The organism is bacterium, from assembly GCA_024742285.1.
In the GTDB taxonomy this organism is placed as follows: Bacteria; Myxococcota_A; UBA9160; order UBA9160; family UBA4427; genus UBA4427.
Map to the genome: position 1 here is coordinate 231,648 of JANSYR010000010.1, position 16,117 is coordinate 247,764.

10 protein-coding genes and 1 tRNA gene are annotated in these 16,117 nt (G+C 69.0%); 3 read left to right on the forward strand and 8 right to left on the reverse strand.

The features are described 5' to 3' along the window. Window positions 1-15: 15 nt before the first annotated feature. Window positions 16-1,212, reverse strand: a complete 1,197-nt coding sequence (locus NXI30_18760; GenBank protein ID MCR9096273.1) for an amidohydrolase — start codon at window positions 1,210-1,212, stop codon at window positions 16-18. After that, window positions 1,209-1,862, reverse strand: coding sequence for a TetR/AcrR family transcriptional regulator (locus NXI30_18765; protein MCR9096274.1), 654 nt, complete (start codon window positions 1,860-1,862; stop codon window positions 1,209-1,211). Before NXI30_18765 ends, NXI30_18760 begins: the two co-directional genes overlap by 4 nt. A 75-nt stretch (window positions 1,863-1,937) precedes the next feature. Between NXI30_18765 and NXI30_18770 the strand changes: the two genes are divergently transcribed. Next, window positions 1,938-2,906: a Rieske (2Fe-2S) protein gene (locus NXI30_18770; protein MCR9096275.1), complete on the forward strand. Its 969-nt coding sequence runs from the start codon at window positions 1,938-1,940 to the stop codon at window positions 2,904-2,906. Window positions 2,907-2,948: 42 nt separating this feature from the next. Next, entirely contained in the window at window positions 2,949-4,685 is a 1,737-nt protein-coding gene (locus NXI30_18775) for an amidohydrolase family protein (protein ID MCR9096276.1), read from the forward strand. Between the two features lie 31 nt (window positions 4,686-4,716). Here NXI30_18775 and NXI30_18780 read toward each other — a convergent pair whose 3' ends face one another. The 5 genes from NXI30_18780 to NXI30_18800 form a co-directional block, all read right to left on the reverse strand. Then, the gene (locus NXI30_18780) at window positions 4,717-6,354 is read right to left on the reverse strand and encodes an acyl-CoA synthetase (protein MCR9096277.1); all 1,638 of its coding nucleotides are present in this window, start codon (window positions 6,352-6,354) and stop codon (window positions 4,717-4,719) included. 36 nt (window positions 6,355-6,390) lie between these two features. After that, window positions 6,391-7,539 (reverse strand): CoA transferase, encoded by a 1,149-nt coding sequence (locus NXI30_18785; GenBank protein ID MCR9096278.1) that lies wholly within the window; start codon window positions 7,537-7,539, stop codon window positions 6,391-6,393. 316 nt (window positions 7,540-7,855) lie between these two features. Beyond that, window positions 7,856-9,256: a carbohydrate porin gene (locus NXI30_18790; GenBank protein ID MCR9096279.1), complete on the reverse strand. Its 1,401-nt coding sequence runs from the start codon at window positions 9,254-9,256 to the stop codon at window positions 7,856-7,858. A gap of 299 nt (window positions 9,257-9,555) precedes the next feature. Continuing rightward, a tRNA-Phe gene (locus tag NXI30_18795) sits at window positions 9,556-9,631 on the reverse strand. 293 nt (window positions 9,632-9,924) lie between these two features. Beyond that, on the reverse strand, window positions 9,925-10,764 hold the full coding sequence (locus NXI30_18800) for a peptidylprolyl isomerase (GenBank protein ID MCR9096280.1): 840 nt from the start codon (window positions 10,762-10,764) through the stop codon (window positions 9,925-9,927). Between the two features lie 178 nt (window positions 10,765-10,942). On the opposite strand from NXI30_18800, the gene ggt reads away from it, so the two are divergent. Further along, window positions 10,943-12,670 (forward strand): gamma-glutamyltransferase, encoded by a 1,728-nt coding sequence (ggt, locus tag NXI30_18805; GenBank protein ID MCR9096281.1) that lies wholly within the window; start codon window positions 10,943-10,945, stop codon window positions 12,668-12,670. 784 nt (window positions 12,671-13,454) lie between these two features. On the opposite strand, the gene NXI30_18810 is transcribed toward ggt, so the two are convergent. Then, the gene (locus NXI30_18810) at window positions 13,455-16,076 is read right to left on the reverse strand and encodes an insulinase family protein (protein MCR9096282.1); all 2,622 of its coding nucleotides are present in this window, start codon (window positions 16,074-16,076) and stop codon (window positions 13,455-13,457) included. Window positions 16,077-16,117 lie beyond the last annotated feature (41 nt).

Genomic DNA, 16,117 nt, shown 5'->3' on the forward strand with positions numbered 1-16,117 from the left:
CCCTGCCGCGGGGGATCACGCGAAGTCGCTCCGCGGCGGACCGATCCGCTCGACGATCGGCGCGAGCGCGTCGACGTCCAGCTTGTAGAAACGCGCCGCGTTGCCGCCGAGCATCGCCGCCAGGTCGGACTCGGGCACGTCCCGGAAGAGCGCTCGCCGATCGACGTCGGTGTTCGGCCAGCAGCCCTCGGGATGGGGGTAGTCCGTCCCCCACATGATCGATTCGAGCCCGATCGCCTCGCGCTGCTCGACTTCGGTGCGCTTCAGGAGCGAGGTGCCGACGGCGACGTTGCGCCGGAAGTACTCGCTCGGCTTCATCGAGAGGTGGGACGTGAAGTCGCCCATCTTGGCCGAGATGTGCGTCTCGCTGAAGTTGCGGTCGGCCGTCTCCAGGAAGGGAGGGACCCAGTCGCCCGAACCCTCGGTGATCGCGACGCGCAGGTCCGGGTGTCGTTCGAAGACGCCTCCCCAGATCAGGAAGTTGAGCGGTCGCGTGAGCCACCAGACGAACTCGGTCGTCGCGGCGCCGACCGCGCCGATCGCGAGCGAGCCGTCCGGGTTGAAGGCGAAGTAGTCCTCCTTGGGCGACGGACCCGAGTGGAAGTGGATGGGCATCTCGAGCTCGGCGCAGACCGCCCAGAGGGGGTCGTAGCGATCCAGGTGGTAGGGCGGTTGCGTGCCCCACATGACGGGGAGCATGACGCCGCGAAGCCCGTTCTTGCGCGCCCAGCGCACCTCCGCGATCGCCTCGTCGACGTCCCAGAGCGCCGGGACGATCGCGAGTCCGATGTGGCGTTCGGGCGTGATGCTGCAGAACTCCGAGAGCCACCGGTTGTGGGCGCGCGCCCCGGCCCACTGGAGCTCCGGATCGACGCCTTCGGTTCCGAGTCCCAGGCCGGCGTCGAAGGGCGGGCTGTTGTTCTCCGTGATGCCGTCCGGAAAGATCACTTCGACCGCGATGCCGTCGCCGTCGAGGACCTCGATTCGCCGGTCGTGGTCCCAGGCGCCGGTCAGCCCGTCCCAGTTCTCGAGCTTCCACTTCTCGTTGAACTCGTCGATCAGGAAGAGCTTGCCGAGCGCGTCGCGTTGGGCGGCCTCCGCGGCCACGGCCCGGTCGAAGGCGTCGTGGTGCTTCGACTCGAGATAGTCGCGGTAGCGCTCGGGCGGCAGGCCGGCGTGACAGTCGGAAGAGACGGCGAGGTGGCGGGTCATGATTCGTCCTCCAGGGTCGGATCGTGGGCTTCGGTCGATCCACGGGGTGCGATCGCGTCGGCGAGGAACCGGGCGGCGGCTTCGCCGCGCTCGTGGAGCGGGTAGGTCGGGTCGTGGACCCAGTTGAGCGCCATCGATGCGACGACGCTGGACACGACTTCCGCCATCGTGTCGAGGGGCATGTCGTCCCGCACGACGCCGCGCGAGACGCCCTCGCGCAGGAACGAGCGGAAGGCCCCGTGGAATCGACGATCGCGATCGGAATTGCCGTCGGTCGCGGCCGTCATCCAGATCAGCCCCTGGAGCTCGCGTCTCGTTTCGTCCCCGACGTTCGAGCCGTCCGGGGCTTCGAGGAAGAGGGCGCGAAGCTGGGACTCGATCGATCCTGGTTCCTTGGCGAGTGCTTCGAGTCGCGAGGAGAGTCGGTTCTCCGAGCGATTCGTGAGCCCGCGGAGCAGATCGCGTTTGCCCGAGAAGTGATTGAAGAACGTCCCATAGGCGATGCCCGCCTCGGAGCAGATCTGCGCGACCTTCGTTTCGTCGAAGCCCTGCTCGGCGAAGAGCCGTTCGGCCACGTCGAGCGTGCGCTCGATCGTGGCTGCTCTTCGCTGCTCGCGGCGGCCCGCGCCCGGGCTGACTTCGTTCGGCATCATTGACTTTGTACTTGGATCCAAGTACAAAATCAACTCCGAAAACGCCGCACCCACGGTTCAGGAGGCCCACGGATGAACGCATCACAGGAAGGCGTCGCGCTCCCGCTCCCCAACGGATGGTTCGCCGTGGCCTGGAGCCACGACCTCGGCGAGGGCGACGTGCAGTCCGTCCGCTGCTTCGGCCGGGATCTCGTCCTCTACCGGTTGTGGAGTGGAGAGCCCGCGCTGCTCGATGCCTACTGCCCGCACCTCGGTGCCCATCTCGGTGTCGGCGGACGCGTGATCGAGGATTCGATCCGGTGTCCGTTCCACGGATGGCGATTCGATTCGACCGGCCAGTGCGTGTCCATTCCCCACTGCAAGAGCATTCCGCCGAACGCGAAGCTCCGCGGTTGGGACGTCATCGAGAAGAACGGAATGATCTTCGCGTGGTATCACGCGGAGGAGAAGCCGCCGAGCTGGGAGATCCCGACGATCCCCGAGTTCGGCGACGCCGACTGGACCGAGCCGCGACACGTCGATCTCGAAGTGCCCATCCACCTCCAGGAGCTCGCCGAGAACAACTGCGATCCGGCCCACTTCGAGTTCGTGCACGGGAGCGCCGACATTCCGCCGACGGAGATGGAGCTCTCCGAAGAGGGGCGCTTCTACCGGATGTCGAGCCCGTTCACCCGCGAGACGCCCGTGGGTCCGATGGAGATGCAGCTCATTCGCGACTCGTGGGGCCTCGGTCTCTCGACGGTGCGAACCGAAGGCCTTCCCGGCGTCAGCATGTTGCTCTTCACGTCGACGACCCCGGTCGAGACGGATCGGTCGGTCATGCGCTGGTCGCTCACGGTGACGCGCAACATCGCCGGACAGGCGGGCGACGAGTTCATGCAGGGCATCGTCGACGGCGTGAAGCAGGACATCCCGATCTGGACGAACAAGATCCACCGGGCCAATCCGGTTCTCTGCGAGACCGACAGGTACATCGCCGAGTTCCGGAAGTGGACGCGGCAGTTCTACTCCGAGCCGGCGGGCGAGGCGCTGGCGGGGTAGCCTCGAACGGCTGCGAATTCGAACCCCAACGAAGGACTCCACATGTTCGATCTCAAAATCACCGGCGGCACGATCGTCGACGGGACGGGGACGGCGCGCTTCGTCGGTGACGTCGCGATCAAGGACGGCGTGATCGCCGCCGTCGGCCCGGATCTCGAAGGCGAGGCGAGCGAGACCCTCGACGCCTCGGGCCATCTCGTGACGCCCGGCTTCGTCGACATCCACACCCACTACGACGGCCAGGCCACCTGGGACAGCCTCCTCGACCCCTCGGCCAGCCACGGCGTCACGACGATCGTGACCGGCAACTGCGGCGTCGGCTTCGCCCCCGTCCGCCCCGGCGACGAGAAGCGCCTGATCGAGATGATGGAAGGGGTGGAGGACATCCCCGGAACGGCGCTCTACGAAGGGATCGAGTGGAGCTGGGAGACGTTCCCGCAGTACCTCGACGCGCTGGACGGGCGCGAGTACTCGATGGACATCGCCGCCTTCGTCCCGCACGCGCCGATCCGGCTCTACGTGATGGGCGAGCGCGGGGAGCGGAACGAGGCGGCGACCGCGGAGGACATCGCGGAGATGTCCGAGCACGTGCGCGCCGCGATCGCGGCGGGCGCTGTCGGGGTCTCGACCTCGCGCTCGCTGAACCACAAGACCCTCGATGGCGAGCTCGTCGCCGGCACCTTCGCTGGACAGGCGGAGCTCGAGGGACTCGCGAGCGCGATGCTCGAAGCGGGGGGCGGTCTCTTCGAGGTCGTGCCGCAGGGCGAGACGGGGGACGACGAGGCGCTCATCCTCGGAGAGATCGAGCTGATCAGCCGCGTCTCGAAGGAGACCGGGGCCGAGGTCTCGTTCCTGATGGTCCAGGCGGGGGGTGCGCCGGAGCTCTGGCGCAAGCAGCTCGAGGCGGTGGCCGAGGCGAACGCCGGCGGCGCGAAGCTCGTCCCGCAGGTCGGCGGTCGCCCGGGCGGGATGCTGATCGGGCTCCCCAGCTATCACGGGTTCATGCGACGACCGACCTTCCGTCGCCTCGAGGCGGAGCTCTCGGGCGACGCACTCGTCGAGGCGCTCCGGGATCCGGCGAATCGCGCGGCGATCCTCGGCGAGACCGACGAGCCGCTGCTTCCGAGCGAGCAGTTCGGGGCGATGACCGAGGCGATGCCCTTCCTCTTCCAGGCCATGTACCCCCTCGGCAATCCGCCGAACTACGAGCAGACGGCGGATCGTTCGATCGCGGGGATCGCCGCGTCGACGGGCCGCGATCCCTGGGAGGTCCACTACGACCTGCTCGTGGACGGCGAATGGGTGCTCGGCGCCTTCGTGAACTACGCGCAGGCGTCCCAGGAGCCCTTGCGGGCGATGATCGAGGATCCGGCGACGGTGCTCGGGCTCTCGGACGGCGGCGCGCACGTGAAGATGATCTGCGATGCGTCGGTGCCGACCTACATGCTGACGCATTGGGTCCGCGACCGGGAGCGCGGCGATCGGCTGTCGCTCGAGGCGACCGTACAGAAGCAGACGTCCGAGTCGGCGCGAGTCGTCGGGATGCACGACCGCGGCACGATCGAGGTCGGCAAGAAGGCGGACCTCAACGTGATCGACTTCGAAGGGTTGACGCTCCATCCGCCGCGCTCGGTCAACGACCTGCCCGCCGGCGGCGCGCGGATTCTGCAGGACGCGTCGGGCTATCGCGCGACGATCGTGAGCGGCGTCGTGACGCGGCGGGACGATCGGGACACGGGAGCGCGACCCGGGCGGTTGGTGCGGTCCGGGCGGGCCTGAGCGCCGCTGGCCTCGACGCGTCCGGACGGCGTCAGTCTCCGGCCGTGACCTGCGCGGTCGCCCAGCGATAGTCCGCCTTCCCGCTCGGGCTTCGCTGGATCGTGTCGACGAAGACGAAGGCCTTGGGCAGCTTGTATCGCGCGACGTGGCGCTCGGCCTCGGCGAGGAGCGCCGGCTCGTCCCGCGCGGCCCCCTTCGCGAGGGCGATCACGGCGACGACCTCCTGCCCCCAGCGGTCGCTCGGACGCGGTGCGACGACGACGTCGAACACGTCGGGATGGGCCTTCAGCGCGCTTTCGACTTCCTCGGCGAAGATCTTCTCTCCGCCGGAGTTGATGCAGACCGAATCCCGACCGAGGAGCTCGACCGAGCCGTTCTCGTTGTAGTGGGCCCGGTCGCCGGGAACGGAGTACCGCTCGCCATCGATTCGCACGAAGGTGCGTGCGGTCTTCTCGGGGTCGCCGAGATAGCCGAGGGGCATGCGGCCGCTCTTGGCGAGCCAGCCGATCTCGCGCTCCTCCGGAGCGAGGACACGGGTGAGGTCCTCGCTCACGACGACGGATCCGGACGCGGCATTGAAAGCGCCCGACTGGGTGTTGTTCCGGGTCGACACCTGCATGCCCTGGATGCCGCCCTCGGAGGAGCCCATTCCGTCCACGATCACGATGTCCGGGAGACACTCGAAGAACGCGTCCTTGTTCGTCCGGGAGAGTGGGGCGCCGCCGGACGAGACGATCTTCAGCTCGGACAGCTCGCGATCGTTCTCGCGGAGCTCGTCGATCAGCGGCCGCGCGAAGGCGTCTCCGACGATGGTCATTCCGTTCACGCGCTCGCGGGCGGCGGTATCGAGGAAGTCCGCGGGGTCGAGCTTCCGGACTTCGCTCGGGAAGACGGCGGTCGCGCCGCCGGTCATGCCGTTCACGAGCGTCCACTGGGCGGCGCCGTGCATGAGCGGAGGGCCGACCAGCATGCGACCCGGCTCGGCCTCGGAGGCTTCCTTCGCCATCTCCTCGAGGGACGCGAAGACGACGCCGTTCTGTCGCCGCCCGCCCATCGCGGTGATGAAGATGTCTTCGGCGCGCCACAAGACGCCTTTGGGCATGCCGGTCGTGCCACCCGTATAGAGGATGTAGAGGTCGTCGGGCGAGGGATCGACCTCTGGGCGCGCGGTCGAGGCGGAGGCCACCGCCGACGCGTAGTCGAGCGCGCCGTCGACGAGCGCGTTACCGGAATCGTCCTGGACCTGGAGGAGCAGCTCGAGACGAGGGAGCTTCGCGCGGACGCGCTCGATCTGCGGAGCGAATTCGGCGTGGTAGACCACCGCCCGCGTGTCCGCGTTGTCGAAGAGGTAGAGCAGCTCCTCTTCGACATAGCGGTAGTTCACGTTGAACGGCGCACAGCGGGCCTTCCAGGCGCCGAACATGCCTTCCGCGTACTCGGGGCTGTTGTAGAGATAGAGCGCGACGTGGGGCTGCCCCGACTCGTGGTCCTCGAGGGCGTCCCGCTCCTTCTCGGCGGTCAGGCCGTGTTCGAGGAAGACGTTTCCGAGCGCGTTCGTTCGCTGGTCGAACTCGGCGTAGGTGATTCGTCGGTCGCCGAGAACGAGCATCTCCCGGTCGGGAACGGTCTGGGCGAGGGCTTCGATGACGCCGGGGAGGGTGAAGGGCATGGGATTCCCAGGAAGTGGAGGAGGGTTGGAGGTCGTTCAGCCGATGACGCCGGCTTCTCGAAGCCTGTCGATTCGCGTTCCGTCGAAGCCCCAGGCTTTCAGGCACTCGGTCGTATCCGAGCCGGGGGCCGAGGCGAGCGACGAGACGCCGACTTCGCTTCGGCTGAATCGCGGCGCGGGCCCCGGTTGGTACTTCCCGGGCTCGACCTCGACGAAGACCTCGCGGGACGCGTTGTGCGGGTGTGCCGGGGCTTCCGTCATCTTGAGGACCGGCGAGAAGCAGATCTCGCGGCCCTCCATCGCGGTACACCACTCGTCGCGCGTCTTCGTCTTGAAGATCGCCTCGACGCGCTCCTTGAGCTCCGGCCAGGCGGACGAGTCCATCTGGTGGGGCAGGTCCTCGCCGGCCAGCCCGAGCACGTCGAGCAGGTTCGCGTAGAACTGGGGCTCGAGCGCGCCGATCGAGACGTATCCGCCGTCCTTGCACTCGAAGACGTCGTAGAAGTGGGAGCCGGTATCCAACATGTTCGTGCCCGGCGCTTCGTTCCAGGCGCCCGCCTGGGCGGCGCCGAAGATCGATGCGGACAGGAGCGCCGCGCCGTCGCACATCGCGGCATCGACCACCTGTCCCTCGCCCGAACGGGATCGCTCGAGGAGCGCGGTCACCATCCCGAACGCGAGCAACATCCCACCGCCGCCGAAGTCGCCCAGGTAGTTGACCGGCGGAGTGGGGCGCTCGCCCTTCCGGCCGATCGTGTGGAGCGCACCGGTGATCGCGATGTAGTTGATGTCGTGGCCGACGTCGTCCTTGTAGGCGCCGGATTGGCCCCAACCGGTCATGCGCCCGTAGACGAGACCGGGATTCCGGGCGAGGCAGACGTCCGGGCCGAGGCCGAGGCGCTCCATCACGCCCGGACGGAGACCTTCGATGAAGCCGTCGGCCTGCTCGACCAGGTCGAGGACCGCGGCAACGCCGCGCTCGTCCTTGATGTTGATCGCCGCGCTCTTGCGATTTCGACCGAGGACGTCCGCGGGCCCCCCGCCGCCCGACAGGAACCCGCCGCCCGAGACGCGGTCGACGCGAAGGACCTCGGCGCCCATGTCGGCGAGCATCATCGAGGCGAAGGGGGCCGGGCCGATGCCGACCATCTCGATGATCTTGAAGCCTGAGAGCGGTCCGGGCATGAAGGGTCCTTTCGGGTCGCTGCGCGCGACGATCTCCGGACAGGTTCTAGCGAATCGTCGCCAGGCCGTTGTCGAGAATCATCGGCGCGCAGACGAAGAGCCCGATCGCGGGTACCCGATCATGGGACGGAGGAGCCGGACGCCGCGGCGAGGCCCGCCACGAATGAGGAGGACGGCGAATGGCGAGATCCGGACGGCGACCCAGGTGTGGAACGCGAAGGAGCCGGCCAGAAACAGCGCCGCCGCGCGGTCGGCCCGGTCGAGGGCCATCTTCATCCTTCGGGTTCTCCTGGTCGAGATTCGTCCCCAGAAAGGTTCAGAGCTGGACGACCCATCGCATCGCGGCGATGACTGCGTCCGGTCGATCGCGCAGCGCGCCCGGATTGATGACGTACTGAACGTCGGCTTGCGCCGACAGCCACCCCAGAAGAGGGGCTCGATAGGTCCATTCGAGCGCGATCTCTGCGCTCGCCGCCTGTCGACCGTCATCACGTGCCGCGTCGCGAAGGGCGTCGCCGGCGAACGCCGCCGCGACGCCGAAGCCCGCTTCGTCGTCGGGTCGGATCGGCAGCAGGCCCTCGTAGACGACACCGCCTCCCACGTACGCGTCGAACGGACCCGTATCCCCGTCGGCGAAGCCGAGCTGTACGAATCCGGACAATCCACCCGTGTCGAGCGGGTCGAGTCGGTCCGCGTCGAAGTCGGCGATGGCATAGAAGCCGGGATGTCCTCGCGACCGGATCGGCTCTCCGAGTGCGTCGACCCGGGAGACATGGGGCTGCTTCGCGGTGTACGCCCACACCCCGACGCCCACTCGGATGAAGTCGCCGTGGTCCGCCCAGGCTCTCCCGACGCGACGGCGGTGGGCCCCACGCGTCGCGTCTTCGTCCGCGTCCGGCCGCCCGGTCGCCGACCGGTGGTAGCCGAGCTCGGCGATCACGAGCGCCCCTTCGTCGGAGTCGAAGCGGATTCGCGGTCCCTTGGGTCGACGCGGATCTCCCGGCTCCCCTTCGACGATCGCGACCTGCAGATCGAAGCCTTCGATCGGTTCGATCTTGAATCGCGCGCCCAACCCGGCGGTCGGAAAGATCGATGGTCCGTTCACGCCGGAACCGCCGAACGCGGCTCCGGTTCCGAACGAGCTGTGGATGAAGAGCTCGGCGCTATCGATCGCGTAGAACTCGGAGTTGACGTCGTAGAGCCCGACGAGGATCGACGCATCGCCATCGAGGAGCGCCTTCTGCCACCACGCTTCGAAGAGGTTGATCGAGTCCCGCGCCTCGATGTTGTCGACGGCCTGGAGGTCGCCGACGAAGCTCGAAGGGCGCTCTCCGTGCGTCAGTAGGCCGTACAGGAAGAACGTCCCGAAGTCGGCGTCGAAGGCAGTCCTGGTATCCCAGGTGAGCGTTGCGTCCAGGTTCCCGAGGAAGCCGCGCTTTCGCGCGATCCCTCCGTCGACATTGGCGACGAGGTCGGCGGTGTAGACGGCCTCGACGTCGACCCCCCACCGCGCGGATGCGGTCTTCAGCCACGGCGACTCGCCCAGCAGTCTCTCTCGGCGAAAGAGGTCCGAGTCGGCATCCGAGTCGGCATCGGAGCTCGTCGCTCGAGCCTGCGCGCCTGTGGAAGCGAGCGCGAGCGCGACCAGGATGAGCGCGCCGCGCTCGATCCACCGTAGGGGCCGACGGCTGGACGGGAAGCAGGTCGAGCTGTTCAACTTCATCGCTCCGCCACGCGGGCCGAGACCCGTGGGGCGACACGCCACCGCTTGGTCGTGTCGCATCGCATCGGGTCGGCTGGGGTCATATACCAGATGCGCGAACGCGGGAATCGGTCTCAGCCAATCGCTGGACGCTCCTAGGCGTGCGCGGGCGTCGAAGCGCGCCGCCGGAGTCGGGGCGGGCGAGCGGGCGCACGTGCCCGACTCGTTCACGACTCGTGCCCAACCCCGATCGCGTCGCGCGACTCCGGTGAACCGGTCGCTGCGAATTCGCGAGTGCAATCGAGGGGTTGCGGTGGTGGCCCAGGGCGGGGTCGAACCGCCGACACCGCGATTTTCAGTCGCGTGCTCTACCAGCTGAGCTACCGGGCCACCGAAGGAGCGGAAGAGTAACGGAACCCGCCGCCCCGTCCATCCATTCGGCACGAAAACCGCGGAACCGAAGCGCGGAAAACCCGAGCCATGACGGGGGTCTCCCACGGGGGGAGCCGCGAGCGATCAGCGAGCGGCGAGTCCGGCCGCAGGCCGGGAGGTGCGAGCGATCAGCGAGCACCGAGTCCGGCCGCAAGCCGGGAGCCGCGAGCGATGAGCGAGCCGCGAGTCCGGCCGAAGGCCGGGAGCGGCGGCGTTCACCGAGCCCCGCCGCCACCTCGCAAGCCCAACTTCTACTGCCCCGCCGCGTCCGCCGCGGGCGCCGCCGGCGGTGCCGAGGACTCACTCGCACGGGCGCTCTCCGCCGTCGTCCCGTCCACCTCGCCGACCGTTTCGACCAACGCGATCTCGCCCGCGCCTTGCTCGAGCTCCATCGCACTCCGAACTGCCGCGACCTGGCCCACGGGCCGGACGCTCGTGATCGTGACGTTCTCGATCGGGCGGTCCTTGGGGCCCCATCGGCCGGAGCGATCGATCGCGACGCGGGTGATGTCGTCGACGAGCTCCATGCCGTCGAGGACGCGGCCGATCGTGTTGTAGCGGCCGTCGAGGTTGCGGTTGTCGGCGTGCATGATGAAGAACTGGGCGCTCGTCGAGTCCGCGCGGCCGCGGTTGCCCATTCCGACGACGCCGCGCAGGTAGGGCGCGGCGGAGAACTCGTCGGGCAGCGGGTTCTCGCCGCCGCCGGTTCCGTCGTTGGTCGGATCGCGGTCGCGGCTCTTGGGGTCGCCGCCCTGGATCATGAAGCCGGGGATCACGCGGTGGAAGGTCGTGCCGTCGTAGTAGCCCTCGTTCGCGAGGTCGATCACGTTGACGACGGTCGCAGGGGCGAGCTCGGGCATGAGCTCGATCAGGACCGTGCCCTCCTGCTCCGGCGTCTCGATCTGGAGCTCGAGCACCGGGTGGCTCGGATCGTTCGGCCAGGCGAAGTCGTCGTTGCCCTCGGTCTCCGCGGGCTCGATCTTCGTCAGGCCGGCGAGGGAGGGCGTCGGGCCGTTCTCGCCGCAGCCGACGAGGGCCACCCCGAGTGCGCCGGCCGTCACGAAGAGGGCTGCGATCCAGAGGGGTCGCAATCGTCCGTCGGAATGGGAGGGGTGTGATAGCGTGCCGCGCATGTCGGATACATCGTCCGAGGCGACGGCGGAGCTGAGCCCAATCGCCCGCTTCGGGACGCAGCAGAGGGGGCCGACCTTGCGGAAGCTCAACGGAATTGCGGCTTCGCCGCGTACGAGGGTGACGGGTCCCACCTCCGTGCAACATCCCGTCGCGCGGGCGGTCGCCGTCCTGCTCCTCTTCCTTCTTCTTCTCTTCCTCCCTGCCTCGTCGGCCATCGCTGCAGCCGGTGCGCCCGCCGTGGGCACCGGCGGGATGGTCGTCTCGACCCATCGCGCCGCCGCCGCGGCCGGGGCGAGGATCCTCGAAGAGGGCGGCAATGCGATCGATGCGGCGGTCGCGACGGCCTTCGCGGTCGGCGTCGTGCAGCCCTTCTCCGCCGGCGTCGGGGGCGGCGCGTTCGCCCTCGTGCGGCTCGAGGACGGGACGATCCGTGCGCTCGATGCGCGCGAGACGGCGCCGGCCAAAGCCACGCCGACCATGTACACCGACCCGGGCGTGCCCGAGCGGGCCTCGGTCCTCGGACCCCTCGCCGTCGCGACGCCCTCGTTCGTGCCGGGGATGGTCGAGCTGCTCGAGAAGCACGGCACGATGTCGCTTCGCCAGGTCCTGGCGCCCGCGATCGAGCTCGCCCGCGGCGGGATCGAGATCGGCCGATACCACGCGCGCATGGCCGGGTTCATGCGGCGGCGCTTCACCGAGGACGCCTTCTCCGAGACCTGGCGGATCCAGTTCGCGCCCTTCGATCCGGCGACCATGCAGGGCGAGGTCCTGAAGCAGGAAGACCTGGCACGGAGTCTCGAGCTCCTGGCGATGCGGGGCGAGCGGGTGTTCCGGGATGGTGAGGTCGGGCAGGCGATCGTCGCCGAGGTCCAGCGCCGCGGCGGCATCCTGACCCTCGACGACCTGCGCAACTTCGAACCGAAGTGGCGGGAGCCCGTACTCGGCGACTACCGGGGCCATCGCATCGCGAGCTTCCCGCCGCCGTCCTCCGGCGGCGCCGTCCTCGTGCAGGCACTCAACGTACTCGAAGGGTTCGACCTCTCGGCCCATCGTTCCCGCGATGCCTCGGCCATCCATCTCGTGACCGAGGCGATGAAGCTCGCCTTCGCGGATCGCGCCGCGTACATGGGCGACTCGGACTTCGTCGACGTCCCGATCGCCCGACTCGTGTCCAAGGACTACGCGAATGCCCAACGCGCGCGCATCGACGCGAAGCAGGCGACGCGGATCGAGGCGCCGGGTGCGATCCCCGAAGACGCGGGGACGACGCATCTCTCGGTGACCGACGCGGCGGGCCGCGCGGTCGCGCTCACCATGACGATCAACACGCCCTTCGGCTCCGGGATCACGGCGAAGGGGACGGGTGTCGTCCTCAACAACGAGATGGACGACTTCGCGATCGCGACCGGGACGCCCAACAGCTACGGCCTGATCGACACGCGCGGTGCGAACCTGCCCGCGGCGGGCAAGCGGCCGCTGTCGAGCATGACGCCGACCATCATCGACAAGGACGGTCGGCTCTTCATGGTCTCGGGCAGCCCCGGCGGCCCTCGCATCATCTCGACGACGCTGCTCACGATCCTCAACGTGATCGACTGGGGCATGGATCCGCGTGCCGCCGCCGCGGCCCCCCGCTACCACCACCAATGGGATCCGGACAAGCTCCGGGTCGAGCCGGAGACGCCGGCTGAGGTGATCTCCTCCCTCGAAGCGAGAGGGCACATCGTCGAGCTGAGTCCGCGCCATTGGTCCGCGGCCGAGGTCATCGTCGTCGATCCCGGGACCGGCCGGCACCTGGGCGGGAGCGATCCGAGGACGGATGGGGGCGCGATCGGTGTAACCGAGTCTGCGGATCGGAAATGATCCGCACGGTTCATTCGCGCTTCGGACGGGGCGAAAAGGCTTTCGATAGCAAGGGCTTGTCGACGGAGTTGCCGGTACGCAGCGGGCTGGATGCACACGCCTGAAGGCCGCGGGTAGTGGACTTTTTTCTGAGGAAGTGTCGAAGTTTTTTCCACATAATCCCCGCTGCGGTTTATATTCACCCCACGTCGCTGGACGGCAGGTCCGATTGAAAGTGGGTGGGCCCGAAAACGAGGCATTCGCCCCACCCCCACAAGCTTTCAAGGGGATATTCGGCCTTTTGCGGACCACGCCTCCTCCGACGTGCGACTCCCTTCTTGGGAAGGGGGGGAGTCACCAGTTGCACGGTCGGTGAGCGCCCTCTCCTGGCGCTCCCGGCCGGGCCACTGGAACCGGTCGATCGGCCCGTGTCTGCCTCGCTCGCACGCCGCCATCGACCCGACAGGAGTCCGTGCGAAATCGGACCGAATCATCCGATCCTCGGCGCCTGCGCCTGATGTCGAACGACGAACCTCGTAAACGGCATCATCCGGCGGGTCCTGCAGGGAAGCGATGCCTCGACCGCTTGGTCCCGTCGCTGATGATGTAACCCGACGCCCCCAGACGTTCTCGAATGTCTGGGGGCGTCCTGTTTACCGGGCGTGGAAGGGGCCGGGGTGCCGACACCGGGGGACTCATGCTCGTTTGCGCAGGGGGTGCCCGTCCTGGCATGCTCGCGGCGGCGTTGCCGCGATTCCGGAGCGCGCGTGCGCGCTCGCGCCGCTTCCTACCTCGTCCGTTGCGGCTACGGATGGACGGCGCTGATGGTGCAGGCGTCGGTTCGGAAGACGCGCTTCGCGACCCGGTGGATGTCTTCCGGGGTGAGGGCGGCGAGCCGGGCGGGATAGTCGTCGGTGTGGTCGGCGCCGAGGCCGTAGATCGAGTCGAGTGCGATGTGGGCGGCGCGGGCGTGGCTTCGCTGGGCATCGATGGCGAAGCTGCCGGTGCCGAAACGGATTGCGCGGGCGAGCTCCTCCGGGTCGGGCGGCGCGGCGAGCAGGCGGTCGACCTCGTCGAAGATGCCGGCCTGGGCACGTTCCATCTTGTCCGGGGCCGTGGCGATGTAGATGGAGAAGTAGCCGGGGGCGAGGCCTTCGACGTTCGAAGCGGAGACCGTATAGGCGAGGCTCTGGCGGTCGCGGAGCTCGAGGAAGAGGCGGCCGCCCTGGCCGGCGAGGAGCTGGGAGATCAGCTCGAGGGCGTGGCGATCCGGATCGTCGAGGGTCAGGCCGCGAAAGCCCACCACGAGGTGGGCCTGCGCGCGGTCCTTTATCTGCGCCGACTCCCGGATGCCGATGCCGCGGGCGGGGACGTCGGGGAGCGCGAAGTCGGGGCCGCCCGACGGCATGCCGCCCAGGCGTTGGCTGATCCAGTGGCCGACCTTCTCCGGGTCGACGTCGCCCACGATCGCGACCGCCGCGCGGTCGGCGCGGATCAGGCGCTCGGCGTGGCGGTCGAGGGCCGCGGCATCGAGGGACTCGATCGACTCGCGTTCTCCGAGCACGGTCAGCGAGTAGGGGTGGGCTTCGAACTCGGTCCGCGAGAAGAGCTGGAAGGCACGCTGGCCGAGCCGATCCTCGCGGCGGTCGAGGGCGGCGAGGGTCTCGCGTCGTTCGCGATCGATCTCGGCCGGGTCGAGGCGCGGCTCGAGCAGCGCGTCGGAGAAGAGGGCGAGCGCGGGCTCGAGGCTCTCGGACAGCGTGTCGAGGGTCAGGCCGATCGAGTTCCGACCCGAGAAACCGTCGATCTCGGCGGCCAGGCCCTCGACGCGTCGCGCGAAATCCGCGGCGGAGAGGGAACGCGTGCCGCGGGTCCACATCGCGTTCAGGAAGCGCGTGATCCCGGACGTCGCTTCGGTCTCGGTCAACAGTCCGCCCGGGCAGGCGAGCCGGAGCGTCGCGATCGGGACCTCCGGCCGACGCAGGACGTGGACCTTCAGGCCGTTCGGAAGCGTCGCATCGAGACGCTCCCCCGCGCCGTCCGCCGTCGCGCGAAGCGGCCCGAACCGAAGCGGCGCAGCATCCGGCGCCCGCGTCGCCTCGGCGACACCGAGCGCGTCGTCCGGCGGCGCCTCGGTCGACGACGGAGCCGCCGCGGCGGCGAGACCCTGCAGGGCGGCTTCGCGGAGCGCGGCGCCGTCGAGGGCCTCGTCGGTCGACTCCGGGAGCAGCGCCGCGATCGTGAGTCCCTTCGGATCGAGATAGCGCTGGGCCGCCGCGAGCAGGTCTTGCGGGGTGGCGGACTTCAGGATCTCGAGCGCTTCGGTCTCGCGCTCCCAGCCGCCCCCCATCGACTCGTAGCTGCCGATCCGCGAGGCGAGCCCGGACACGCTCTCGCGCTCGAACTGCTCGCTCGCGAGGAAGTTGACGCGTGCGCGCTCGAGCTCGGCGCGGCCGACCGGCTCGCGCCGCAGCCGGTCCGTCTCCTCGATGATCCGTCGCGTCGCTTCGAGGAGCCGTCCCGCGTCGGTCTCGAAGCCGATCGAGAAGAGCCCGCGATCGAGGGGCGTGTAGGCGCCGGCATCGATCCGGTCGACGAGCGCCGCGTCCTCGCGGATGCGCTGGACGAGGCGACTCGACTCGCATTCGCCGAGCACGTAGGCGAGCAGGTCCAGATGGATCGCCTCCCGCTCCTGGAAGCGCGCCGCGGGCCAGGAGAGGTCGACGCGATGTCCTTCGAAGGGGCGCCGGAGCACGGCGATGCGGATTCCGTCCCCGGGCGGTTCGAGCGGACGCTCGCGCTGCGCAACGCCAGCGGTCGCGTCCGCGAAGAGCCGCTCGATCTCGGCGGCGACTTCCTCGGCGTCGAAGTCTCCGACCGCGACGACCATCAGGTTGTCCGGCGTGTACCAGCGCTCGAAGAAGCGGCGGACCTGGCTGGGCTCGAAGCCGGCGACGTTCGAGGCCGGTCCGAGAATCGGCAGGCCGTAGGGATGGGTCCGGTAGCACTCGCGGAAGGCGAGGTCGCCGAGGACGTGACCGGGCGTGTCGTCGGAGCGTCGGATCTCTTCGAGCACGACCTCGCGCTCTCGGTGGACCTCTTCCTCGTCGAAGACCGAGAAGCGGACTGCGTCGATGAGCACGTCGAGGCCTTCGCGCCAGGAAGCCGACGGCACGGTCGCGTGGTAGACGGTCTGGTCGAAGGAGGTGTAGGCGTTGATGTGGCCGCCGAGGCCTTCGATGTCACCGGCGACTTCGCCGACGCCGCGGCGCTCGGTTCCCTTGAAGAGCATGTGCTCGTGGAAGTGGGCGAGGCCCTCTTCGCCTTCGCGCTCGTCGGCGCTGCCGACGCCGGCCCAGATCTGGAGCTCGACGACCGGCGCGCGGTGGCTCTCGCGCAGCAGCACGGTCAGGCCGTTGTCGAGCACGCGGTGGAGGGTCGCGGGGGCCCCGGAGACCGCCGGGGCCG

Bases quoted from the DNA above. Each gene is read 5' to 3' on its own strand.
- NXI30_18760 (MCR9096273.1), bottom strand. From the start codon at position 1,212: ATGACCCGCCACCTCGCCGTCTCTTCCGACTGTCACGCCGGCCTGCCG.
- NXI30_18765 (MCR9096274.1), bottom strand. From the start codon at position 1,862: ATGCCGAACGAAGTCAGCCCGGGCGCGGGCCGCCGCGAGCAGCGAAGA.
- NXI30_18770 (MCR9096275.1), top strand. From the start codon at position 1,938: ATGAACGCATCACAGGAAGGCGTCGCGCTCCCGCTCCCCAACGGATGG.
- NXI30_18775 (MCR9096276.1), top strand. From the start codon at position 2,949: ATGTTCGATCTCAAAATCACCGGCGGCACGATCGTCGACGGGACGGGG.
- NXI30_18780 (MCR9096277.1), bottom strand. From the start codon at position 6,354: ATGCCCTTCACCCTCCCCGGCGTCATCGAAGCCCTCGCCCAGACCGTT.
- NXI30_18785 (MCR9096278.1), bottom strand. From the start codon at position 7,539: ATGCCCGGACCGCTCTCAGGCTTCAAGATCATCGAGATGGTCGGCATC.